The 23,443-nt window shown below is 67.5% G+C and carries 17 protein-coding genes; 5 read left to right on the plus strand and 12 right to left on the minus strand.

Annotation, left to right across the window (positions count from 1 at the left end; genetic code table 11):
- Window positions 1–96 precede the first annotated feature (96 nt).
- On the minus strand, window positions 97–1,014 hold the full coding sequence (locus MFF40_RS23145; RefSeq protein ID WP_147897217.1) for a LysR family transcriptional regulator: 918 nt from the start codon (window positions 1,012–1,014) through the stop codon (window positions 97–99).
- Between the two features lie 100 nt (window positions 1,015–1,114).
- Window positions 1,115–2,377 (minus strand): serine hydroxymethyltransferase, encoded by a 1,263-nt coding sequence (gene glyA / locus MFF40_RS23150; protein ID WP_147853489.1) that lies wholly within the window; start codon window positions 2,375–2,377, stop codon window positions 1,115–1,117.
- Window positions 2,378–2,556: 179 nt separating this feature from the next.
- On the opposite strand from glyA, the gene MFF40_RS23155 reads away from it, so the two are divergent.
- On the plus strand, window positions 2,557–3,465 hold the full coding sequence (locus MFF40_RS23155; protein WP_238262386.1) for a LysR substrate-binding domain-containing protein: 909 nt from the start codon (window positions 2,557–2,559) through the stop codon (window positions 3,463–3,465).
- 130 nt (window positions 3,466–3,595) lie between these two features.
- Here the strand turns inward: MFF40_RS23155 and dsdA are convergent, their stop codons facing one another.
- The 6 genes from dsdA to MFF40_RS23185 form a co-directional block, all read right to left on the minus strand.
- Complete coding sequence (gene dsdA / locus MFF40_RS23160; protein WP_147853491.1) at window positions 3,596–4,960, minus strand: D-serine ammonia-lyase; 1,365 nt, start codon at window positions 4,958–4,960, stop codon at window positions 3,596–3,598.
- A 251-nt stretch (window positions 4,961–5,211) separates the two neighbouring features.
- Window positions 5,212–6,270 (minus strand): asparaginase, encoded by a 1,059-nt coding sequence (locus tag MFF40_RS23165; protein ID WP_147853492.1) that lies wholly within the window; start codon window positions 6,268–6,270, stop codon window positions 5,212–5,214.
- Window positions 6,271–6,330: 60 nt separating this feature from the next.
- Complete coding sequence (locus MFF40_RS23170; RefSeq protein WP_147853493.1) at window positions 6,331–7,335, minus strand: AraC-like ligand-binding domain-containing protein; 1,005 nt, start codon at window positions 7,333–7,335, stop codon at window positions 6,331–6,333.
- 66 nt (window positions 7,336–7,401) lie between these two features.
- Window positions 7,402–8,298: an amino acid ABC transporter substrate-binding protein gene (locus MFF40_RS23175; RefSeq protein WP_147897220.1), complete on the minus strand. Its 897-nt coding sequence runs from the start codon at window positions 8,296–8,298 to the stop codon at window positions 7,402–7,404.
- An 83-nt stretch (window positions 8,299–8,381) separates the two neighbouring features.
- On the minus strand, window positions 8,382–9,563 hold the full coding sequence (locus MFF40_RS23180; RefSeq protein ID WP_187277633.1) for an aminotransferase class V-fold PLP-dependent enzyme: 1,182 nt from the start codon (window positions 9,561–9,563) through the stop codon (window positions 8,382–8,384).
- Between the two features lie 200 nt (window positions 9,564–9,763).
- Entirely contained in the window at window positions 9,764–10,570 is an 807-nt protein-coding gene (locus tag MFF40_RS23185) for an IclR family transcriptional regulator (RefSeq protein ID WP_147853496.1), read from the minus strand.
- A 590-nt stretch (window positions 10,571–11,160) separates the two neighbouring features.
- Here MFF40_RS23185 and MFF40_RS23190 point away from each other — a divergent pair.
- From MFF40_RS23190 to MFF40_RS23200, 3 genes are all read left to right on the plus strand, one after another.
- Complete coding sequence (locus tag MFF40_RS23190; protein ID WP_147853497.1) at window positions 11,161–12,510, plus strand: LLM class flavin-dependent oxidoreductase; 1,350 nt, start codon at window positions 11,161–11,163, stop codon at window positions 12,508–12,510.
- 262 nt (window positions 12,511–12,772) lie between these two features.
- Window positions 12,773–12,958 (plus strand): hypothetical protein, encoded by a 186-nt coding sequence (locus MFF40_RS23195; protein ID WP_147853498.1) that lies wholly within the window; start codon window positions 12,773–12,775, stop codon window positions 12,956–12,958.
- A gap of 643 nt (window positions 12,959–13,601) precedes the next feature.
- Entirely contained in the window at window positions 13,602–15,224 is a 1,623-nt protein-coding gene (locus MFF40_RS23200; RefSeq protein ID WP_147853499.1) for a Na+/H+ antiporter, read from the plus strand.
- 66 nt (window positions 15,225–15,290) lie between these two features.
- On the opposite strand, the gene MFF40_RS23205 is transcribed toward MFF40_RS23200, so the two are convergent.
- From MFF40_RS23205 to MFF40_RS23220, 4 genes are all read right to left on the minus strand, one after another.
- On the minus strand, window positions 15,291–16,106 hold the full coding sequence (locus tag MFF40_RS23205; protein ID WP_147853500.1) for an FTR1 family iron permease: 816 nt from the start codon (window positions 16,104–16,106) through the stop codon (window positions 15,291–15,293).
- Window positions 16,107–16,197: 91 nt separating this feature from the next.
- Window positions 16,198–17,748 carry a PepSY-associated TM helix domain-containing protein gene (locus tag MFF40_RS23210; RefSeq protein WP_238262389.1) on the minus strand — a complete coding sequence of 517 codons (1,551 nt, stop codon included), beginning with the start codon at window positions 17,746–17,748 and terminating at the stop codon, window positions 16,198–16,200.
- Between the two features lie 28 nt (window positions 17,749–17,776).
- Window positions 17,777–20,023 carry a TonB-dependent siderophore receptor gene (locus MFF40_RS23215; RefSeq protein WP_238262391.1) on the minus strand — a complete coding sequence of 749 codons (2,247 nt, stop codon included), beginning with the start codon at window positions 20,021–20,023 and terminating at the stop codon, window positions 17,777–17,779.
- A 162-nt stretch (window positions 20,024–20,185) separates the two neighbouring features.
- Complete coding sequence (locus MFF40_RS23220) at window positions 20,186–21,031, minus strand: helix-turn-helix transcriptional regulator (RefSeq protein WP_147853503.1); 846 nt, start codon at window positions 21,029–21,031, stop codon at window positions 20,186–20,188.
- Between the two features lie 751 nt (window positions 21,032–21,782).
- On the opposite strand from MFF40_RS23220, the gene MFF40_RS23225 reads away from it, so the two are divergent.
- Window positions 21,783–23,443 (plus strand): S8 family peptidase (locus MFF40_RS23225; RefSeq protein ID WP_238262393.1); only part of this gene is annotated, 1,661 nt, incomplete at its 3' end.

Raw genomic sequence — 23,443 nt, forward strand, 5'->3', positions numbered from 1 at the left:
GCCGCCGGATATCCGGCCAGCGTGACGGGCCATCCGCGGCCTCGCGGCGATCGACGGATGCGGCGCGGACGGGCCGCCCCCGATCGCGGCGGCCGCCTAAATCGCCATTGCATCGCGGGATGGGGAATCCGTCGCCCGCGCCAAGGCCTGCAGGAAGGCGGCGATCGACGGGTTGCGTCCCTCGCCCCGGCGGAACGCCACCGAGATCTGGCGGGCGATGGGCGGATCGAGCTCGGTCACGCACAGGCTTCGGCCGGTGTCGCGCAGCCTGAGGTGCGGTTGGATCGAGATGCAGCAGCCGGCCTCCACCATCGCCTGCACGACCTCGAAACCGTGGCAGTGCGCGTGGATCTTCGGCTCGAACCCGACGGCGCGGCAGGCCTCGACCACGACCTCCGAATAACCCTTGTCGGGGTTGTCCAACGCCCAGATCTCGGTCCGCAGGTCGCGGAGCGTCACGGCCGCCCGGCCGGAGAGCGGATGGCGGCCCGGCAGGACGACGCAGAGGCGGTCCTCGCAGAGGGACCACGCCTCGATCGTCGCCTCCGGGATCCCCTCCAGGGTCGTGAGATCGTCGATCAGCGCGACATCGGTCCGCCAGCCGCGTAAGGCGGCGAGGCCGTCCATCGGCTCCAATTCGTCGAACCGGATGCGCAGCGACGGATGTGACACCCCGATGGCGACGATGGTCCGGGGGAGCAGGGCGGCGGCGACCGAGGGAAACGCCGAGACCCGCAGCTCGCCCGCCACGGTCCGCTTGAGTTCGGCGATGTCGGTCCGGGCCTCCTCGATGACCCCGATCACCGTCTCGGCGTGCAGGACGAGGCGTGCGCCGGCGGGGGTCAGATGCACGCCCCGGCCACGCCGTTCGACCAGGGCGATGCCCAGCTCGGCTTCGAGGAGGGCGATCTGCTGGGACACCGCCGACGGCGAGATACCCAGGGCTTCGGCGACCGCAGCCATGGTCCCGCGCACGGACAGCTCCCGGAGCGTGCGCAGACGCGTGAGATCCATTGCCCTCGCCCGGCCGTTGGATGTCTCCAGGACGGCGACCGCGACGGTCGCCGGAGATCCGGCGCCCCCGGCTTCGCGAGCCGCGGGGCGCCGGGGTCGATTACGGGTAGATCGGGAAGCGGGCGCAGAGATCCGAGACCTGCCCGTGGATCGAGCGGACGAGGGCCTCGTCGGACGGGGCCTTGACGATCTGCGCGATCCAGGTGCCGATCGCGCGGAACTCCTCGGCCCCGAAGCCGCGTGCGGTGCCGGCGTTGCTGGACAGGCGCAGACCCGACGGCGCCTCCGGGGGGCGCTCGTCGAACGGGATCTGGTTCTTGTTGACCGCCAGCCCCGCATGCTCCAGCGCCTTTGCGGCGATGTCGCCGGTGATGCCCTGGTTGACCAGATCGACGAGCATCAGCCCGCAATCCGTGCCGCCTGCGACCAGGCGGACGCCGGCCTCCGCCAGCGTGGCGGCGAGCATCCGGGCGTTATCGAGCACCGCCTGGTTGTAGCCCTTGAATTCCGGCCGCAGGGCTTCGCCGAAGCAGGCGGCCTTGGCGGCTACGATGTGCAGCATCACCGAGCCCTGGACGCCCGGGAAGATGCCGTAGTTGATCTTGTCGCTCAGCGCCTCGTCGTTCCACAGCACGAGGCCGCCGCGGGCGCCGCGCAGCGACTTGTAGGTGGTCGAGGTCACCACGTGTGCGTGCGGCAACGGATCGGGATAGATCCCCGAGGCCACAAGCCCGGCGAAGTGGGCCATGTCGACGACCAGGTAGGCGCCGACCTCGTCGGCGATCGCGCGCAGTCCGGCGAAATCTAGGACCCGGGCGTAAGCGGACCCGCCCGCGATGATCATCCGGGGCTTGTGCTGGCGGGCGAGGCCGCGCAGCTCGTCCAGGTCGACGAGTTCGGTCTCGCGGTTAACGCCGTACCGGACGATGTTGTAGTCCCGCCCGGTCAAGGTGGCGGGATGGCCGTGGCTGATATGGCCGCCCGCGGCGGTGTTCATCGACAGGATGGTGTCGCCGAGCTTCAGCAACCCGAGGAAGACGCCACTGTTCGCGTTCGATCCGGAATGCGATTGCACGTTGGCGAAGCGCGCGCCGAAGAGTTTCTTGGCCCGCCGGAGGGCCAGGTCTTCCACCGCGTCGGCGAATTCGGCGCCGCCGTAATACCGCGCGAAGGCGAAGCCTTCGACGGTCTTGTTGGTGAGGGCCGAGCCCTGCGCTTCGAGGACGAGGCGGGACACGATGTTCTCGGACGCGATCAGCTCGATCCCGTTCTGCTGGCGACGCAGCTCGCCGCGGATGGACGCCGCGAGTTCGGGATCGGCGTCGAGGCCTTCCGTGAAGTAGCCCTTGTGCAGGTATGTCATGTCGTCAGGCCCTCGCCGCAGAGAAGGAAGAAGACGCGGGTCGGCATCCGTCGGGGCGCCGCGTGGGCGTGCCGGCGACCGCCCGTCCGCGATCCGTGATCGCCCCTTGGATGCGGTTTTTGCCGAGGGTCCGCAAACGACATATCGTGGCCGCGAGACCAAGCTCACCTAGGCCTCAGATGCCCCTCTCTCCGCCCCGGCCGTCCCTCCCGTCGCTGAACGCGCTGCGTGCCTTCGAGGCGGCCGCCCGCCACGAGGGCTTCGTCGGCGCGGCCGACGAACTCTGCGTCACCGCGGCCGCGATCGCGCAGCAGGTTCGCGCACTGGAGGATTGGGTCGGCAGGCCGCTGTTTCACAGGAAGGCGCGGGGCCTGCAACTCACGAGCGAAGCCCGGGCGATGCTGCCGCGCCTGGTCGAGGCGTTCGACGCCCTGGCCGGCGCGGCCCATGGCCTCCGTCGGCACGCCGAGCGGCAGGAGGTCCAGATCGCGGCCCTCCCGTGCGTGGCGCAGCTCTGGCTCTCGCCGCGCCTCGGGGCGATGCGCAGGGCGTTCCCGAACCTCGAATTCTCGGTGGTCGCGCTGGAGAACCCGCCCGATTTCACGCGGGACCTGTTCGATTTCGGCCTGTTCTTCGTGGACTGGAGCCTGCCCAACTGCACCGCCCACACGCTCGTGGAGGACCGGTTGTTTCCGGTCTGCTCGCCCCAACTCCTGGCTGGGCGCAGGCTGGATCTGGCGAACCTTGCCGACATGACGCTGCTCCATGACGCGCGGTGGCGCAACGACTGGGCGCGATGGCTGAGGCATGCCGGCGACCGGCGGGTCGACGCCCGCCGCGGATCGACGTTCTCGCTCTACAGCATGGCCGTGGAGGCGGCGATCGAGGAGGCCGGGATTCTGATCGGCCACAGCAGCCTCTTGCAGGTTCCCCTTGGCGACGGGCGCCTGCTGGCGCCGATCGATACGGCCGCCCTGCTCGGTCCCCCGCTCTCGCTGATCCTGCCCGAGGGGCGCGGGCTTGAGGGGGGAACCGAGGCCGTGGTCGCGTGGCTGCGCGAGACGGCGCCGGCGCCCGCCGCACGGTAGGTGTCGGAGCGGGTCGATCGCCTCAACACCGCCTGTGCGCGTCGCGAATCGCGACACTCTGCACGGCTCAAAGCTCTTGTTTTGACGCGCTCTCTTGCGACGAACCGGAGCCACTTCGTCGGAGAGCGCTCTAACGTGCCGCCCCAGTGTCGGCCCGCCGGAGGTATGCGCGCGCCTCCTCCGGGGGGACCATGCTGCCGCCCGTGGCCCAGACGATGTGCGTGGCCGCCTCCAGGCGGTCGCGGTCGAGGTTCAGGCGGGCGCGGTAGGCGTCGTCGGCCACGATCCGGGAGGGGCCGGGTGCGCCCGCGACCGCGGAGGGCTCCAGCATGAGGCCTTCGCTGGCCTCGAGCAGGGCCAGGAGGTCGAGCAATTCCTGGTCGGCCACCGTGAAATAGCCATCCACCAGGCGCTGCATCGCCCGGCCGACGAAGCCCGACGGCCGCCCCACCGCCAGGCCGTCCGCGACGGTCGCGTTGGAGATGCCGAAATCCTGAACCGCGATCTGCTCGTGCAGGCCCGTATAGACGCCGAGCAGCATGCAGGGCGAGGGCGTGGGCTCGGCGAAGAGGCAGCGGACCGCATCGCCGAACACCAGCTTGAGCCCGAACGCGACCCCGCCGGGCCCGCCGCCGACCCCGCAGGGCAGGTGGACGAAGAGCGGGTGCTGCGCATCGACCGGCACGCCGAGGGCGGCGAGCTGCGGCCTCAGCCGCAGGCCGGCGACCGCGTAGCCCAGGAACAGATCCTTGGAGTGCTCGTCGTCGACGAAATGGCAGTTCGGATCGGCCTCGGCCTCGGCACGTCCCTGGGCCACGGCGGCCCCGTAATCGCCGGCATGCTCGACCACCGTGACACCGGAGGCGCGCAGGCGGTCCTTCTTCCACTGCCGTGCATCCGCCGACATGTGGACCGTGGTCCGGAATCCGATCTTGGCGCTCATGATGCCGATCGACAGGCCGAGATTGCCGGTGGAGCCGACCGCGACGCTGTAATCCGCGAAGAAGACGCGCGCGCTTGCCCCGCCGAGCGCCGCGTAGTCGTCGCCGGTCGTGATCAGCCCGGCTCCGAGGGCCAGGGTCTCGGCCCGCTTGAGCACTTCGTAGATGCCGCCGCGTGCCTTGATCGAGCCCGAGACCGGCAGGTGGCTGTCCTTCTTCAGCAGAATCCGGCCGCCGCCCGCGTAGCCGTAGCGCCGACGGAGGGCGTCCGCGAAGGCGGGCACAGCGACGAGGTCCGACTCGATGATCCCCCCGGTGGCGGCGAGGTCCGGGAAGAACCGGACGAGCAGCGGAGCGAAGCGCGCCAACCGCGCGCTCGCATCCTCGACGTCGGACAGGGTGAGCCCGGCATCGGCGAGCGCGGTCGCGGCGGGGGCGATGGCGGGGTTGAACCACGCGGTTTCCCGGCCCGCGATCAGGTCGCCGATCAGGGGATGGGTGGAGAGCCACGTGTCGAGTGGCCGTCCGTGGATCGAGGGGGCTTGCCGGGTCATCGTGAGGGTCCTGGCTGGTCGACGCTCCGGCCCGGCGACCGCCGGGCGCCAAGCCGCAGAGGGCGGGTCGGACCGTGTCATAAACCGGGACGCCGAGCGCGTGCAGCTCCCGGTGGATCGCCGCGGGGCTGCCGGCAAGCGCCCGGCTGACGCTCAGACGATTCTCAGGGCGTGCGGGCAAGCGATCGAACGGATCTTGCTCCGGGATGCGAGGCCGTCACCGTCCCATCCATTCGCTTGCCGGCTTGCACTCAGTATCGCGAGAACATCTGCTGTATCTGCTTGGCATCGCTCGTTTTCGTGAGCGCCAGCATCAGAAGGACCCGGGCCTTCTGCGGGTTCAAGGTGTCCGACGTCACGGTGCCGAGGGCGTCGTCGTCGTGTTCGCCATTGCGTTCGACCAGGCCGCCGTTGACGCGGGACGAACGCACGACGACCACGCCCTTGCCCACGCCGGCCTCGACCGCCGGCTGCACGGCCTTGGGGATGCTGCCGTTGCCGGTTCCGGCATAGACGATGCCCTTGGCACCGTCCCCGATGGCCGCGTTCAGGAGGGCGGGGCCGACATCGACGTAGGAATAAACGATCGCCACACGCGGCAACGCGCGCAGCGTGGAAACGTCGAACTCCGTCGCCGCGGTGTGCGGTCGCGTCGTCGTCCGGTAGAAATGCGGCTTGCGCCCCTGCATGATGCCCAAGGGGCCGACATCGGGCGCCTTGAACGCGTCCAACCCGGTGGTGTTGGTCTTCGTCACGTCTCGGGCGGCATAGATCCCGTCGTTCAGCGTGACCAGCACGCCGGCCCCCTTGGCGGCGGGGTCCGCGGCGATGGCCACGGCGTTGGCCAGGTTCGCCGGTCCGTCGGCGCTGACGGACCCCGATCCACGCATGGACCCGACCACCACGACCGGCTTGTCGCTCTTGACGACGAGGTCGAGGAAATACGCCGTCTCCTCCAGCGTGTCGGTTCCGTGCGTGACCACGACGCCGTCCGCGGCGCCGGAGGCCAGGACCTCGTCGATCCGACGGGCCAGGCGCAGCCAGACCTCGGCGGTGATGTCCGGGCTTGAGACCTGCGCGACCTGCTCGGCGCTGACGTCCGCGGCGGCATCCAGCCCCGGGACCGCGGCGACCAGCGCGGAGCCCGACAGGACGGAGTCCTTGCCGGTCGTCTGCGCGATGGTCCCACCGGTCGCCAGGACCAGGATCCTCGGCTTCGCCTGCGGTCCGGCCGCGGAGGCGGGCGCGCCGCCGAGGGCCATGACCGCCGACAGGGTGGTGGCGATGGTCGCGCCAATACGTCCGAGCATGTCTGATTCTGTCCTTCGACGCGGCCCGACCACGAGCCGGCAGGTGGATGTTCCAGGGACCTACGATCGGCGGGACGCAGCTGCAGGCGCCGTCGGACCCGGTCGTGCGTTCATCAGTGCCGCGTGACGATGCTCGCTGGGAGCCATCCCGTAGCGCGCCTTGAAGCGGCGGGCGAAGTGGGCTTGGTTGGCGAAGCCGCAGCCATAGGCCAGGGCGCCGATGGACAGGTGGGTGCAACCCGGATCGGCTAGGCGGGCGGCGGCCGCCTCCAGGCGTTTTTGCCAGATCCAATCCGAGATGTGCTGGCCGCGCTCGTGGAACAGCTCCTGCAGCCGCCGCAGCGAGACGCCGACGGCTGCCGCAAGCATGGGCGGATCGAGGGTCGGGTCGCCGAGGTTGGCCTCGATGAACGCCTTGGCGCGCTGGATCACGAGCGTCCCGTGCAGCGGTCGCGGCACCTCCTGTGCGAGGCGCTCGGCGAGGCAGGCGACGATGAGATCGATCCCGACCCCGACCATGCGCTCGGCGCTGTGAGCCGGCAGCCGATCGCCCTGGTGCAGCAGGTTGGTCAGGAACGAGCGGGCCAGGGTCGTGACCGGCCGGTCGCCGTCGACGGTCAGGCCGGCGAAGATCCGGGCCGGGCCGAGCACGCTCTCCAATCTCTGCCGGGGGATCGCGATGGCCAACACTTCGCTGTGGCCGCTATGCTCGATCGTCCAGGGCGTGTTCGTATCACGGACCGCGAAGTCGCCGGCCCTGTCCGTGCTCGAGCGATCGTTCTGATCCGAGCGCACGGTACCGGACAGGACCATGCTGACGAAGAGATGATCGGTCCGATGATTCTCGTGCCGGAGCGTTCGCGGTGTCGTCGATGCTCTGAGATTGCGCAACGAAAACTTGCTGAAGTCCAAGCCGCCGAAACTTGCCCCGTCGATCGTCGCGTCGAACGTTTCGTCACCGAGGCATGATTGTTCCATCGGGACGATACGGTCTTCGCAGACATCCCGCCAATGGCGAAACCGATCTTTCGGCGGCAGCCCGTCTGTCGAGAAGATGGTCTGCATCGCACTGAACTCTATGCGGATCGGGATTCGTCGTCCCGCATCGGAACGAGCACGCTCGGCGCGCGGTCAGAACTCGATCGCGTCGCTGGGGTGCGCGACGCGCTCCTTCAGGGCGTCCGACATCGGGAAGGTCAGGTTCTCGCCGCGGGGCGGGATCGGGCTCTCGAACCACTTGGCGTAGAGCGTGGCGAAGGCCCCCGAAGCCATCATGCCCTTGAGGACGCCGTCCGCGAGCGCCTTGAACTCAGGATCCTCCCTGCGCAGCATCAGGCCGTAGGCCACCAGGTCGTAGGTCTCCGGGAGGAAGGTGAGGGCGGCCGGATCGGGTGCGCGGGACTTCAGGCTGGCGAGCAGGATGTCGTCCTCCATGAAGGCGGCGGCCCGCCCGCTCTGGAGCACCAGCATCGACTCGCCGTGATCCTTGGCCTGGATGACGGTGAAGGTGCCGCCCTTGGCCTTGATGCCGAACGCGAAGCCCACCGCGTTCGACCCCTGCGTGACCACCACGGTCTTGCCGTCGAGGCCCTTCACGTCGTGGATGCCCGACGAGACCTTGGTCAGCCACCGGGCCGAGGACACGAAGGTCGCGACCGTGAAGGCGACCTGCTTGAGCCGGGCGGCGCTGCTGGACGTGCCGCCGCACTCGATGTCGATGGTCCCGTTCTGCATGAGCGGGATGCGGTTGGCGGAATCCACCGGCTGGAGCTTGACCGCGAGGTTGTCGAGCTTGAGATCGGTCTTGATCTTGTCCACGACCTGCGCGCACAGATCCATCGAGAAGCCGACCGGCTTCTGATCGACGTCGAGGTACGAGAACGGGATCGAGGCCTCGCGATAGCCGAGCGTTATGGTCCCCGTGCGCTTGATCTTGTCCAGCGTCGGGCTCTCGGCCGACGCGGCCGTCGCGGCAAGACCGAGCGCGAGCGCGCCGGATAGTCGAACGAACGCGCCTTGCAGGGACATCGGTTTTCTCCTCTCGACGGTTGCGGGTCTTGCGAGGCCTAGCGGCGCGGGCGCCGTCAGCGATACGGGGAGGGGTTCGGGGCCTATCCGAGCGTGGACAGCACCGCCGTACGGGCCTGCATCGACGGCGCGTTGCGGGCGCGGATGGCCTCGATCAGCCGGTCGATATCCTCAGCGGTGTTGAACATGCCGAGGGAGACGCGGATGCCGTCGCGCTCGGGCGAGACGCGGATGCCGCTCTGGGTGAGGTAGTCCAGCCACTCGCCCGCAGGCAGGGCGACCACGTAGATGTGCGGGGCCCGGTGCCGCCGCTCGCGCGGGCCGACCAGGCCGATGCCGAGCTGGTCGAGCTGCTCGATCAGGTGGTCGCCCAACGCGAAGCAGTGGGCCTGGATCTTCTCGACGCCGACGGAGGCGATCAGGTCGAGGGCGGCTCCGAGCCCCTGGATCGCCGGCAGGTTGAAGTTGCCGAGCTCGAACCGGCCCGCCGAGGGGGCGAGCGCCATGTTGTCCGGGCGGGCGATGAAGTCCGCGGGCGGCGCGGCCAGGCTGATCGCCGCCATGTAGGCCGGCTCCAGCTCGGTCAGGCGCGTGTCCCACCACAGCAGGCCGAGCCCCTGGGGCGTGAGCAGACCCTTGTGCGTGCCCGAGCCGACGAAGGTGGCGTTGAGCGCCTTCACGTCGAGCGGGACGACGCCGATGCCCTGCATCACGTCGACCACGAAGTAGAGCCCCTTCTCCTTGCACAGCCGGCCGACGCTCTCGACGTCGAAGCGATGGCCGGCGTGGAAGGTCACCTGCGACATGGAGATGACGCGGGTCTTGTCGTCGATGTGCGGCCGGAAGCTCTCGGCATCGATGACCTCGGTCATCGGGATGAACGCGACCTCGACGCCCTTCTTTGCCAGGTTGAGGAAGGCGTAGGCGTTGTTGGGGTGGTCGCCATCGATCAGCAGGACCTTGTCGCCCGGGCGCAGCGGCAGCGCGTTGGCGGCGATGTTCATGCTCTCGGAGGTGTTCTTGGTGAAGGCGACCTCCTCGGGCCGCGCCCCGATGAAGTGGGCGAGCTTGGTGCGCGTCTCCTCCAGCCGGTTGAGCCAGACCTGCTTGGGACCGGCGGTCTCGTAGCCCTCGCGCAGGAAGCGCTCGTAGGCTTCCTTCACGGGGCGCGCGAGCGGCGTCTGGAAGCCCGAGTCGAGGTAGACGATCGACTCGGCGGCCGGAAACGCCTTCCGCACGGCGGCGACATCGTAATGCTGGGTCATCATCCCTCCGGCGGCACGGGCGTCCCAAAGCAGCGCGCCGGACCGATCCGACGAATGCTTCGAGATCATCAATGTATAAGTGCCGTTAGCGCTGCGAGACCTGATAGGCCTCGTCTGAAAGCTGTATGCCTAACTTGTGTATGCCAAAGATACACGACAGCCGCGCAGCGTCGAGGTACTTCATCGAGCGCCGATAGTTTTCATTCCGAAATATGAGAATCTCTTGATTCTTCGATCTCGCTCAGGATGGTGCTGGACAGGAGCGCCGCCGCCTTCTGCAGAGGCCCGATGAAGGCATCCAGCCCGTCGAAGCCGACGCGCGCCATCGGAACCGAAACGCCCAGGCACGCGATCAGGTCGCCATCCGGCGAGACGATGGGCACGGCGCAGCCCACCACCCCCAGCACGAATTCCTGGTTGCTCTTCGCCCAACCGCGGCGCCGCGTCTCTTCGAGTTGCACCAGCAGCGCGTCGGGATCGGCGATCGTCGTCGGGGTGTACCGGACCAACGGGAGCGCATGAGCCAACCGGTGTCGATCCTTGGCGGGCAACCGGCTCATGTAGATCTTGCCGGTCGACGTGCAGTGGAGCGGGGCGGCATCGCCCGGGTTGAACTGCAATCCCTGATGCTGCTTGGATCGCACGCTGTCGACGTAGATCACCGCGTTGTCGCGCACGACGCCGATCTCGCATTGCTCGCCGATGCGGTCGGCCACGGCGCTGAGGACGGCGTGTCGGCGCACGGTCCGGAACGCCGCGCCGATGGTCTTGGCCGACAGCGTCACCAGCTTGCTCCCGACGACATACCGCTTGGTGCCGAGGGCCTTCTGGACGAGGCCGCGTTCCTCGAGGTTGCCGATGAGACGATGCGCGGTCGGTATCGGCAGGGCGAGCGCATCGGCGATCTCCGCGGCCGAGAGCGCCTTCTTCTGCTCGGCCACGAAGGTCAGTATGGCGAGGGCCCGATCCAGCGGTCCGTCGCGTGACCGTTTGGGTTCGTCAGTCACGGCAAGGCCTCTTGCATGAGAAGCATGGGGCTGTGCCTCACAGGCACGAACTTGCAAAGGCTTCATCCCCGGTCGGAGGACCCTGTCGTGGCATCGGTGTGCGCTGCATCCCGCGGCGTGATGGTGCATCATGGACGCTGACGCGTGAGGCGGAGGACGCACTGTGGCTGGAGTTCGCCACGGCATCGCCCGAACGGCGCCGCGCGCCTCATCCTGAGCCTGTCGAAGGACGACCCGAGTTCCAAGCGTCGCACGACGATAGCCGCGCCCTTGCCGCCGCGCATGGCCTGAACCCGAAGAAGACCCCGTTCCAAACCATCTCTCAGCTTGGACCAACGACCCAGACCGGTTCAGGATCGACCCGCGCCACCGCATCGCGGGATCATACAACCAGAACCGCAACGAGCCTTATACCGAGCGGGTCTGCGCCGGCCCCTTGCTGGACATCGCGATCGGGCTCATCGTCGAGACGATCGTGTTCGCGACGTTCGAGCGGCTCACGGGCCGGCATTGGGACATGAAGCGCTGACGCCGCGCGCGACCTTGCCGCCTTTGCCCCAGAACGCATCGCCTCCAACCCCGATGGGCCGATGACACAGGATACGCTTCGCCTCGGCGCCTTCTTCTACGCCACCGGGCATCACGTGGCCGGATGGCGCCACCCGTCGAGCGAAGCCGATGGCGGGCTCAATCTCGAACGCTATGTCGGCTGGGCGCGCCGGGCCGAGGCCGCGAAGTTCGATCTCGTGTTCCTCGAGGACGGCACCGGCATCCGCGACGGCAACCTGCGCTCCAGCGAGCGCACCGCCCGCTCGGCCCATTTCGAGCCGGTGACGCTGCTGTCGGCGCTGGCGGCGGTCACGAGCCGGATCGGGCTGGTCGCCACCACCTCGACCAGCTTCAACGAGCCCTACAACGTCGCCCGGCGCTTCGCGTCCCTCGACCATCTCAGCGGCGGCCGGGCCGGCTGGAACCTCGTCACCTCGACGACCGATGCCGAGGCCGCCAACTTCGGCACCGACCAGATCGCCCGCCACACCGACCGCTACGAGCGGGCCGAGGAATTCGTCGACGTCGTCCTGGGCCTGTGGAACACCTGGGACGACGGGGCGGTGATCATCGACCGCGCCTGCGGCCAGTTCTCGAAGCCCGACGGGTTCCGGCCGCTGAACCACCGCGGCAAGCATTTCGAGGTCCGTGGACCGCTCAACATCTCGCGCACGCCCCAGGGGCAGCCGGTCCTCGTCCAGGCGGGCTCCTCGGGGCCCGGGAAGGATCTGGCGGCGCGCACCGCCGAGATCGTGTTCACCGCCAACCAGACGCTCGACGAGGCGGTGGCGTTCTACGGCGACCTGAAGGAGCGGATGGGCCGGTTCGGCCGGGCCCGGGACGACCTCAAGGTGATGCCGGGGCTGTTCCCGGTGGTGGGCCGCACCGAGGCGGAGGCGCGCGCGAAGTTCGACGCGCTTCAGGACCTGATCGACCCGATGGTCGGCCTGGCCCTGCTGGAGCGCATGGTCGGCGGCTTCGACCTGTCGGGCTACGATCCCGATGGCCCCGTGCCGGAACTGCCCGAGGCCGAGGGCGCGAAGTCGCGCCAGCAGCTGATGTTCGACCTCGCCCGCCGGGAGGGCCTGACCCTGCGCCAGCTCTACCTCCGGATCGCCGGAGCCCGGGGCCATTCGCAGATTGTCGGAACGCCCGCCCAGATCGCCGACGAGATGGAGGAGCGCTTTCGGGCCAAGGGCGCCGACGGCTTCAACATCATGCCGGCGACCCTGCCCGGGGGCCTCGACGACTTCATCGCGCTGGTGCTCCCCGAGTTGCGCCGCCGCGGCCTGTTCCGCAGCGAGTACGAGGGCCGGACGCTCCGGGACCACTTGGGCTCGCGCCCGCCCGCCCGGGCCGCGACGGTTCCGGACGATCCGGCCGGCGTGTGAATTCAGAGCCGGTTTTGCGGAGGGGCTGTCGATTCAGCAAAGGCGTGCTTGTTCCGCCTGAGATCTGAAGAACGCTGTCCTCTGAAGCGGCCGAATAAAAGCGTTCGTTTCGTTTGACCGCCGGCGCCGGGATCGACACGATCATGGCTCCGCAGAGCATCTTCCTTGCAGGCCCGCGACGAGCGGGATCGGATCTCGACCGTCCTCTTTGGACGGCAGGATCCACCGGCCGGGTGTGCAGCGGGATCGAGCGGATGCAGGCTTGGGCCTCGCCGCCACCGAGACGGAGTACGGCTTAGCTTTGACCATGTCCCTGAGCGACGACATCCGAGATCATGAGCCGCCGCACGGTTTCGATCCGCAGTCTGCCTGTGCGGAAAGTCGGATGCGTGGCTACATCGCTGCGTCCGCGGCGTTGATCTGTCTGATCGGGTGGATCCTGCATTGATGGCCTTCGGCTTTCGGGGTGGCAGCCTGGCGCCCGGCCACAGCCGGGCCGAAGCGGGCGGCCCCGGGCGCTGAAATCCGCCGCCCGACCTGCGAGCAGACCAGCCCGTCCAACGTCGCGACCCGCAATGTTGCGACGTTCGGCGAGGGCAGGTCCCCGACGTTATCGGAGCAAACTTCAGTTTCTATAGAAAAGATTATTGTTCTTCGAAGCATAGGCGTTCGATGTAGAGGCAGAAATTTATTTACGTCATTTGCGAAATTATCGATCGAGAAATAAAATAGTCATCGGTTTCCGTATAAGCCGCTGCTCGCTCGCTTTCCGTCAATGACGGGTCTCGTGAGCGGCAGGATCGGGCGCAGCAAGGCCGGATCGAGATAGCCACCGGCGGCTGATTTGGTTCGAGGCCGGGCAAACGGGAAGCGCCCGCCCCCTCATAGACCAGAGCTGGTCCTATGGCCGCGTCTCGCACCGCGCTGCGGATGCCGCCTGCGGCACTGGCTTTAGCGGTCATCCGAGGGACATAAGAGGCCCGCGTCCACGCACGATCCTGGGGCGACCGCTACAACGCGGAACCGATCAGGCGGTCGAACCCTATGGTCGGGCGTCGTGCTAATCCGCCGGCCCTGCGAGAACGAGGCGAATGGAAAGCGTTACCGTCGTACTGGCCCTGCTGCTGTCCGTTCTGGTCAGCGGCGCCCTCGGCCGATTGCTCCCCCTGCCGTTGCCCCTGATCCAGATCGCGATCGGCGTGGCCCTGGCACTCGGCCCGCTCCCGAGCACGGCCCTCGACCCGGAGATCTTCTTCCTCGTTTTCCTGCCGCCGCTCCTGTTTCTCGACGGGTGGCGCATCCCCAAGCGCGACCTCTTCCGGGATGGCAAGACCATCCTTGCGCTGGCCCTCGGCCTCGTGGCCCTGACGGTCCTGGGTATCGGCATGCTGATCCACGGGCTGATTCCCGGCATCCCCCTCGCCGTGGCGTTCGCGCTCGCCGCCGTCCTCTCGCCGACGGACCCGATCGCGGTGTCCTCCATCGCGGCCCAGGCCCCAGTGCCGCGCCGCCTGATGCACATCCTCGAAGGCGAAGCCCTCCTCAACGACGCCACCGGCCTCGTCTGCCTGCGCTTTGCCATCGCCGCCGCCCTCACGGGCACCTTCTCGCTGCCGCAGGCCGCCACCACGTTCGTCTGGCTCGCCGTCGGCGGCGTCGCGATCGGCGCCGCGACGACCTTCGTCCTCATGGGCGCGCAGGACCTGCTCCGCCGCCGCACGGGCGAGGATCCCGGTCTCCAGATCCTGTTCAGCCTGCTGACGCCCTTCGGCGCCTACCTCGCCGCCGAGCACGTCCATGCCTCCGGTATCCTGGCCGCCGTCGCGGCCGGCATCGCCATGACCTATGTCGAGATCCAGGGCCGCAGCCTGGGCGCGACGCGGGTTCGGCGGACCGCCGTCTGGGACACGGTCGCGCTGGCTGCCAACGGTTCGATCTTCGTGCTGCTCGGCGAGCAACTGCCCGAGGTCCTGGGGCACGCCGTCAAGCAGGCCGACGTCCAGGGGGCCGGCTGGCTCGTCGCGTGGATCCTGGCCATCACGTTGGGCCTGATGGCCATCCGGTTCGTCTGGGTCTGGGTCTCCCTTCAGTTCGTGCTCGTGAAGGCGCGCCGTCGGGGCGATGGGTGGGACGCGCCGAACTGGCGCCTCGTTGCCGCCACGACCCTTGCGGGCGTGAAGGGCGCCATCACCCTGGCGGGCATCCTGACCCTGCCGCTCACCCTCAAGGACAACACTCCGTTCCCGGGGCGCGACCTCGTCATCCTCCTGGCGATGGGGGTAATCCTGACCTCGCTCGTCCTCGCGAGTACGATTCTGCCGCCGCTCTTGCGCGGTCTTCGGCTTCCCCCCGAGCCCAGCCACGACACCGAGGAGGACGCCGCCCGCGCCGCGGCCCGCGACGACGCGGTGAAGGCCATCGAGGCGCTGCAGCATCGCTTCGTCGAGGAGCACGAAGACGCCTCCATCGCGGTGGAGGCCGGCGCCCGGGCGATGGACCGTTACGAAGGTCTGGAGGCGCCCACGGCGGAGCCCCGGAAGGATCTCAGCCGCAACAAGCAGTTGGCGCACACGGAGAAGCGCCTGCGCCTCGCCGGCATCGAGGCCGAGCGGCAGGCCCTCTACCGCCTGCGTCGTTCCCGCGCCATCGACGACGTGGTTCTGCGACGGCTCGTCCGTGAGATCGACTTGATCGAGGCACGACTCGTCGCCTGACGACGCGTACTGACAGGCCGCATCGTCTCCCTGCGCCTTCGACCTGAACCGCGCGTCGACGAGCCCTCAGCGTGAGACGGCCGGATTGATCCGGTTCGCCGGCTCGGTCTTCCGGCTCCGGACGAACAGCAGGCCGGCAACCGCCAACAGGACGACGGCACCCTGGGCGCCCAGGGCTTCCCAACTGCCGTTGAAGCCGAGATCCGAGACGAGGGACGGGACGCCGTCATCGTGCACCGAGACCAGCGCCTGCTCCTGAAATTCCTGGATCGCGGCCCCGACGAGCTTCAGGCCCATCAGGAACAGGAAGGCCGACGTCAGCACGAAGATCGGCCGGAGGGGCAATTTCAGCGCGAGCCACTGCATCGCCACGAAAAGGACCACGAGGGCGAGCGCCGCCGCACCGAGCCCGGCGAAGAGCGACCCGTCCCAGCCACCGGCGGTCCTGGCCAGGGCGTGCAGGAACAGCACCGTCTCCGCACCCTCGCGGAATACCGCCAGGAAGGCGATGCCGGCCAGGGACAGCACGGTCCCGGCCCCGAGCGCTTGCCCAGCCAGCCGGTTGAGATCGGCCTGCCAGGCCTTCGGATCCTGCCGCAGGAACAGCCAACCGCTCATGTAGAACATGAGGGCGGCGGCCAGCAGCATGACGCCGGCCTCGATCAGATCGTTGTGGTTGCCGTCGTAGTAGGTCTCGAACACCCACGCCATGCCGAGACTGGCCATCACCGCGGCTCCGGCGCCGATATAGATCGGGGCGATCCTGTGAGCGGTATCGGCCCGCCTCATGAAGGCGGCCAGCGCCGCGATCACCAGCAGCGCTTCCAGGCCCTCCCGGAACAGAATGGTGAAGGCCTGAATGAACGTCGATCCGTTGTCCATGAGAAACCTCTTTCGCCCCCGCGGATCATACGGACGGTGTGCGACACTTCTAGCGCAATGTTTTGCGTTGTTTCTAAGGAGGCGCCCAAAGCTACGACAATGAAGGCCTAGATGGCGCCGGCCGGGCGATCGGCGATTGCGGCATGGTCGCGCGACCGGCCGTGCGGCAGGCCGCGAGCGCGAGAACCGCTGCCGTTGCCAGCATCGCGGCGTCGAACCACAGGAACGCCGCCTGGCTCGCGAACGCGACCCACCCCCGGGATAAAAGGTCGGCCGTCGGCACGGCGAGGTAGAGTGCGGCCGCACAGGTCAACGCCTCGTGCCATCGACGGGCCCGCGGCCGCAGCAGGGCCATGAGCGCGATCGCGAACCAACCGGCGAAGAACAGCCTGACCTCCCAAACGGCCCGACCCGGGAGATCGCTCGGCACCAGACGGTTGGCGAGGAGATAGCAGGCGATCGCCGCGGGCAAACCGACGATCGTGCCGACGTTCAAGGCCTCGACTAAACGGAGGCCGAGGGACCGCGCGTCACGCGGCTTCGGCGCCCGCGCCACGGTCCAGAGAACGAGGCCCGTGGCGATCGTGGCGCAGCCCAGGAGGCCCGACAGGACGAAGAGCGCGCGCACCATCGCGTCGGCGAAGTGTGCTTCGTGAAGTCCGACCATCACCGCGTGGGTCCGGGTCGCCGGTTCCGCCGGGAGGGTCCGCGCGCGGATTGCACCCGTGGCGGCCGCGATGCTGACCTGCGGATGGAGATGGGCCAGTCCGTGCGGCTCCTCGAAGATCGCCAGCACCGTCGCGTTCGCGTCGCGCGGATGGGCGACCGTGACCCGCTCCAGCGGCTGGGAACTCTCGGCCAGAACGCGCAGGACGATCGGCCCGAGGGGCGGAAGCGCGGCCGGGCGGCCGGCCGGGTCTTGGGACGGCAGGACCTGCCCGGATTCGGCGAAGTAGCGCTGGGCGTCGCCGCGATACGCAGTGGTAACGCCCCAGGGCATGTACAGCAGGGCCAGCGTCCCCAATCCGCTGTAGGTGATCATCAGGTGGAAGGGCAGCGCCAGCACGCCCGCCACGTTGTGCGCGTCCAGCCATCCGCGCTGCGCCGAGCGGTCCCGGCGGAAGGTGAAGAAGTCCGTGACGATGCGGCGATGGGTGACGATCCCCGAAATCAGCGCGATCAGCATGATCATCGCGCAGGCGCCGACGAGCCACCGTCCCCACAGGGGTGGCAAGCTCAACTCGAAGTGGAAGCGGTAGAGGAAGTCGCCGCCGCGCGTGTCGCGCACCGAGGCCGGCGCGCCGGTCTCCGGATCCAGGAGGGCATGTCCCGTGGGCGGCCCCGGCCGCGAGCGCCAGTACAATTCGATCGCGGGGAAATCCGGTCGCGGCATGCCGATCGACCAGCCGGTCGCGTCGCCGGCGTGCTGTTCGAGGTAGCGGACGCCCAGGTCGGCCGCTCGCGCCAGCGCGTCCGCCTCGGGCTCAGCGGTCGCGAGGAGTTCGGGCCGCATCCAATGCGAGATCTCGGACCGGTAGTAACTGGCCGTGCCGGTGACGAACACCGCGAACAGCACCCAGCCCACCACCAGGCCCGACCACGCATGCAGCCAGGCCATCGATTGCCGGAAGGTCCCCCTCATCGGCGCATCCCGGCGACCGCTGCGGCGCCTACCACCGGTAGCTCAGGCTCGCCAGCACGGTGCGCGGATTGCCGTAGTAGCAGGATCCGAGGGTATCGCAGGTCCCGACATAGACTTTGTCGAACAGGTTCGTGGCGTTGATCGCCAGGGTCGCCCCCGCCCAGGCCGGGTCCAGGCGGGCGAGGTCGTAGCGCAATGTCGCGTCGAACAGGGTGTAGGACGGGATGCGAATTGTGTTGGCCAGATCGCCGAAATGGTCGCCGAAGACGCGCACGCCGCCGCCGACGGTCAGACCCAGAAGCGGGCCGGCCGGGACGCTGTAGGTCGCGAACAGCGCGGCCTGGTTGTAGGGCGTCACCGGGATTCGCGCGCCGATCCGCGGCGCGGTCGGACCGGTGCCGGTCCGGGTGATCCGCGCGTCGAGGTAGCTGTAGGCGGCTGCGATGTCGAAGCCCTCGAAGGCGGTCACCTTCGCCTCGGCCTCGAACCCTTCGGCACGGACGCCGCCGACTTGGGCCTGGAACCCGGATGTCGTGGGCACCAGCACGTTCTGCTGGTCGATCGAGAACCCGGCCAGGGTGAACAGGCTTGCGGTGCCGGGGGGCTGGTACTTCACGCCGCCCTCGATCTGGTCGCCGGTGGTGGGCCGGAACGGCGTCGAACCGGCGCCCAGCGCGGTCGGCGGGACGATGCCGTTATAGCCGGTGCCGACCGCGGGCTGGAACAGCGTGGAATAGCTGACGTACGGGCTGATCCCGGCCTCGAACTCGTAGAGCAGCCCGGTGCGGTAGGTGAACGCCCGGTCGGTCTGCTCGATGCGCGTGTTGCCGACCTGCTGGAGCGTCGTGCTCGTGACGGTGTCGTGCCGGCCGCTGAGCAGCAGCACCCAGCGGTCGAGCCGGATCTGGTCCTGCACGTAGGCGCCGACCTGTTCCAGGTTCTGGCGGATGCGGGCGTTGATCGGCGGCAGCGGCTGGACGCCGCGATAGACCGGCGCGAAGACGTTCAGGCTGGTGGTCAACGTGTTGCGCGTGGCGAAGCCGAGATCGAAGGTCCGCACGTCGAGGCCGAACAGGAGGGTGTGGGCGAGCGGGCCCGTCGCGGCGTTCAGGACGAGTTGGTTGTCCATCGTGAACGCGTTGACGTTGTCGTCGAAGCGCACGGCCCGGCGGGTGACGTTGCGGAAATCGGTGACCGCGCCGGCCGCGTTGGTCGGGAAGCCGAAGCCGCGCACCACCGGCAGGTCGACGTTGACGCCGGAATAGCGCAGGTTCTGCCGGAAGGTCAGCGCCTCGTCGAAATGGTGCTCGAACTGGTAGCCGATGCCGAACTGCTCGCGGCGGAAAGCGTCGTAGCCCGGCTCGCCCAGGAAGGTCGAGCGGCGGATGCGCCCATTAGGGTTCGGGGTGAGCGTACCCTGAGAGGGCAGGAACTGCAGGGCCTTCGAATCGTCCTTGATGTAGTAGCCGAGCACCGTGAGCTGCGTCGCCGCATCGGGCCGGAACGTCACGCTCGGTGCGATGAAGGCGCGGTCGTCGTTCACGCGGTCGACGATCGTATCCGACAGCCGGCCGAGGCCGACTACGCGGTAGAGCACCGTCTTCTCCGGATCCACCGGGCCGGTCACGTCGAACGCGCCGACGAGGCGCCCGTAGCTGCCGCCCTGCACCAGCACCTCGCGGTAGGGCACGTCGAGGGGCTTCTTGCTGACGAAGTTGACGAGGCCGCCGGGCGGGGACTGCCCGTAGAGCACCGAGGCCGCGCCCTTGAGCACCTCCACCCGCTCGACCCCGTAGGTCTCGTAGCGGGACCACGCGTAGGTGCCCTTCGGCAATTGCAGGCCGTCGAGATATTCCGGCACGTCGAAGCCGCGCACCTTGATCCAGTCGTAGCGCGGGTCGCCGCCGAAACGCTCGACCTGCACGCCGGCGGTGTAGCGCAGGGCCTCGCTCGGATTCTGCGCACCCGTCGCCCGGATCTGGTCGGCGGTGACGACGCTGATGGACTGCGGTGTCGCGATGAGCGCGGTATCGGTCTTCGTGCCGGTGGCGCTGCGCTTGGCCGTGAAGCCCCGCACCGGGCCATTCGCCTGCTCGCCGCCGACGCCCGACGGACCGGACGCGACGGCGCCGCCCTGCGCCCCGACCACCGAGATCTCGTCGAGGGTGACCTGGGCCGGAACCGGCTGAGCCGCGGCTACGGCGATCATCGCTGCGAACGCGCTCGCGGCCACCAGGGATAGCGAGGCCGTCCGGCAGATGATCCCGTACGTCAACATTCGGTCCGAGCCCCGCGCGGCCGGGGGGCCGCAGACATCGATGCTCCTTCACGGAAGCGTGATGACCGTCTTACGCTGCGGTCCGACGCGCAACAACGATCGATACTTTCGCAGGAGACGCGAATCCATGCGATCGAGTTTAGTGTTGTTCTAAAGATCTCAGATCGACGCCGTTCGAGCCGCAGCCAGGGCGCTCGGCGGCATGCCGAAACGCCTCCTGAACAGCGTCGCGAAGTGCGGAGCGGTATATCCCACGCTCTGGGCGACTTCCCCGACGGTCGCCTCGCGGCTGGCGAGCATCCGGTAGGCCGCCTGCAGACGCCGCTCCTGAAGGAAGGCGTAAGGCGTCATGCCGTATGCGATCCGGAATCCGCGATTGAGCTTGGCCGGTTTCAGTCCGACGCGCCGGGCCACCGCCTCGAAGTCCGGCACGGCATCGAGGCGTTCCAGGATCAGCGCGCTCGCGGCTTCGACCCGCCCATGATCCACGATCGTGAGCGCACGGGTGGCCCCCGCGGGCTCGTCCGGTGCCTCGGCGGCGAAGACGATCGCGAGGAGTTCGAGGGCCTTGGCCGCCTGGTACAGGGGCTGCCCCGCCGGGCCGGCGGCCGCGAGGATCTGCGACGCGACGGCCTGCACCGTCGCGTCGGCTGCCCGACCCTCGAAAACGAATCCGCGCTCAGGGGAACGCCGGGCCATGGCCGCCGTGATGGAGCCGAGGCTCGCCCTGGCGTGATCGGGATCGACCCGAACGTGGACGCTGCTCAGGGGCTGACCCGACGGGACGGATTGGTCCCTCTCGAGTTCCCGCTCGGTGAAGCCGACCAAGAGCGCAGGCGCTTCGATCGTGATCGCGGGCAGGTCGGCAATCCGTAAGCGGGTCTGCCCGCGCAGGTAGACGACCACGCGCAATCCCGTCCCGACCGGCGCCGTCGTCCGGAACGTCTCCTCGAACGTCGCCTCGTTCGTGAAAACGCTCAGCCACCCACCGAGGTGATGGGCCACGGTGCTGGCCGGACGCTGGAAGATAGTATTGATTAGATTTTCAGAATTCATATGGTCGATTTATAGATCGAAACTGTGGCACGGTCGATGACGTGTCTAAGTTTTGAATTTTTATAATTCTAGCACCAAGTGCTGCGTCGAAAATACGTCGGGCAGGTTGCTAAGGGCCTTCACCGCTAAGCCCGAAGTTCTGTGGCATTTCGATCACCCCATCTGCGGAAATTCATTCGGCGGCAATCTGGGGAGGGTCCGCGATCCAGGTGATCGGCCCTTGAACGAGCAATAAACATGCCAAATTTTTGCCTCTGGCGAAAGCATTCGCTGGGATACCGCATGATGTACCGACTTAACGATAGACTTGTTATTGAATATAAATCCAAATTTATGGCGATAAAGTATACAACAAAAAGCTTGCGTACCGCATTTTTTTTGACATCTAATCGAAGATGACCTCCGAGTTCGCCTAAAAATTACATCGATGTAACGATGTGATTCTGCAATTCAGAGCGTTTTTCTATTGCGGACAGTGCTAGAGCAATTCGAGATGCATATAAAAGCGCACATTCACAACGGCGCTCCGGGAAGAACTTATCGAAACCGGCCAATCGCGACCGCCCTACGCAGATCAACATTCGGCTTGGCAGCCCTAGGAGCCTCGGTCTCGCACCACGCCCTCGCGCAAAGTTTGGCTACCTCGGATCCAGCGAGTTGGCGCACGCCCGAATATCAAGCCTCGTGGGGGCTGGAGGCGATGCACGCCGCCGATGCTTACGCGGCCGGCTATACAGGCCTGGGCGTCACCGTCGGGGTGGTCGATTCCGGTGTCTATAGCGCACACCCGGAATTTGCAGATGGCCGCGTCAAGCCGCTGACCATCACCGGCACATTCGGCGCGGACGGGTTCTACTTCATGGACAAGTTCGGGCGGCCGATCGATCGGTCCCCGCGCCCTTCCATCTTCTCCGGCGGCCAACTCTATAGCGTTTCCGGCGCATACAACCCCGTATACAACGATCCCCACGGAACGGAAGTCACCGCAACAATCGGGGCGTCCCGTGATGGCATCGGCATGCACGGCGTGTCGTTCAACGCCAATGTCTATGTGGCGAACACGCAGGCCACCGACGAGATGACGTACGGGTTCAACGCCGATTACGCCTACTTCAAGAACGCCTACGGCAGCGTGGCTGCGGCCGGAGCGCGTGCCATCAACACGTCCTGGGGTAATCCACCCCCCGCGGACAATTACAACACCCTCGAGGGTTTGCGCAGTGCTTACGCAAACTTGAGCACCAAGCTCAGTTACCTCGATGCTGCGGCAGACGTCGCAAAGCAGTTTGACATCATTCAGGTTTTTGCGGCAGGCAATAGCGGGGCGCGCAACTCAAGCATTCGAGCGAATGCACCGTATTTCCGGTTAGATATCGAAAAAAACTGGGTTGCTGTCGGCGCTGCCGCAAAAAACGTCAGCGGCAGCACAAACCCCGCGGATCTCGTTCTCGCGGATTACTCGAATCGCGCGGGCGCTGCCAAATATTGGTATATCGTTGCGCCGGGTAGCGCCATCACCGGTGCCGCGCCACCCTACACGTCAGGTGCTGCCTGGAATGCCAGGACATGGGGCATCGACCCGAACCAACAAACTGCCGGCTACAGGTTAGGAGACGGCACCTCAATTGCCGCGCCGCACGCCACGGGGGCGCTCGCGGTGATCATGCAGCGCTACCCGTACATGACCAACCAGCAGGCCCGCGACGTCCTGCTGACCACAGCCTACCATCGCAACGCGGTCGATGGCGTGCCAGACGCCAATCCGAACGCTCCCAACGCGATCTGGGGCTGGGGCGTGATCGACCTCAGCAAGGCCATGAAGGGACCCGGCCAGTTCCTCGGACCCGTCGCGGCCAACCTCCCGACCGGCACCAGCGACACCTGGTCCAACGACATCTCCGAAGATGCCCTCGTCCAGCGCAAGCAGGAGAACGATGCCGAGGCTGCGGCGTGGCCCGCCAAGAAGGCAACGCAGGCTCGGCTCCTCACCGTTGCCGCAGCACAAGAGGCCGAGGGGATTGTCAAATCAGTCCTGAACAATCTGGCGATCGGGTTGAACGGCAGCGATTATAAGAGCGCGGTTGAGAAGGCTTGGCGCGCAGCGGACGAAAATCTGATCGTCAACGCAATTTTGATCAAGTTGACATCAGAAAACATTTATTGGAACTATCTTTATAATAATAATTATAGACTGGGCGCAGTTCAGACTTTGCGCAGGCAAATCGCCGCCCTCAATGCGACGACGATCACCCAAGTCAAGGCATCGATTAATGATCGATGGCCCCAATACGTCGCCACCGCAGAATCCCGCATCGCGTCCTTCGCGTCGATCCCGACCCGGGGCAGCCTGATCAAGACCGG

Source organism: Methylobacterium mesophilicum, from assembly GCF_022179445.1.
In the GTDB taxonomy this organism is placed as follows: domain Bacteria; phylum Pseudomonadota; class Alphaproteobacteria; order Rhizobiales; family Beijerinckiaceae; genus Methylobacterium; species Methylobacterium mesophilicum.

What these genes read in the sequence shown, in the direction of transcription:
- dsdA (WP_147853491.1), bottom strand. Translation starts at nt 4,960, where the DNA reads ATGACCCGGCAAGCCCCCTCGATCCACGGACGGCCACTCGACACGTGG.
- MFF40_RS23205 (WP_147853500.1), bottom strand. Translation starts at nt 16,106, where the DNA reads ATGGACAACGGATCGACGTTCATTCAGGCCTTCACCATTCTGTTCCGG.
- MFF40_RS23170 (WP_147853493.1), bottom strand. Translation starts at nt 7,335, where the DNA reads ATGCAGACCATCTTCTCGACAGACGGGCTGCCGCCGAAAGATCGGTTT.
- glyA (WP_147853489.1), bottom strand. Translation starts at nt 2,377, where the DNA reads ATGACATACCTGCACAAGGGCTACTTCACGGAAGGCCTCGACGCCGAT.
- MFF40_RS23210 (WP_238262389.1), bottom strand. Translation starts at nt 17,748, where the DNA reads ATGAGGGGGACCTTCCGGCAATCGATGGCCTGGCTGCATGCGTGGTCG.
- MFF40_RS23145 (WP_147897217.1), bottom strand. Translation starts at nt 1,014, where the DNA reads ATGGATCTCACGCGTCTGCGCACGCTCCGGGAGCTGTCCGTGCGCGGG.
- MFF40_RS23175 (WP_147897220.1), bottom strand. Translation starts at nt 8,298, where the DNA reads ATGTCCCTGCAAGGCGCGTTCGTTCGACTATCCGGCGCGCTCGCGCTC.
- MFF40_RS23190 (WP_147853497.1), top strand. Translation starts at nt 11,161, where the DNA reads ATGACACAGGATACGCTTCGCCTCGGCGCCTTCTTCTACGCCACCGGG.
- MFF40_RS23155 (WP_238262386.1), top strand. Translation starts at nt 2,557, where the DNA reads ATGCCCCTCTCTCCGCCCCGGCCGTCCCTCCCGTCGCTGAACGCGCTG.
- MFF40_RS23200 (WP_147853499.1), top strand. Translation starts at nt 13,602, where the DNA reads ATGGAAAGCGTTACCGTCGTACTGGCCCTGCTGCTGTCCGTTCTGGTC.
- MFF40_RS23180 (WP_187277633.1), bottom strand. Translation starts at nt 9,563, where the DNA reads ATGACCCAGCATTACGATGTCGCCGCCGTGCGGAAGGCGTTTCCGGCC.
- MFF40_RS23165 (WP_147853492.1), bottom strand. Translation starts at nt 6,270, where the DNA reads ATGCTCGGACGTATTGGCGCGACCATCGCCACCACCCTGTCGGCGGTC.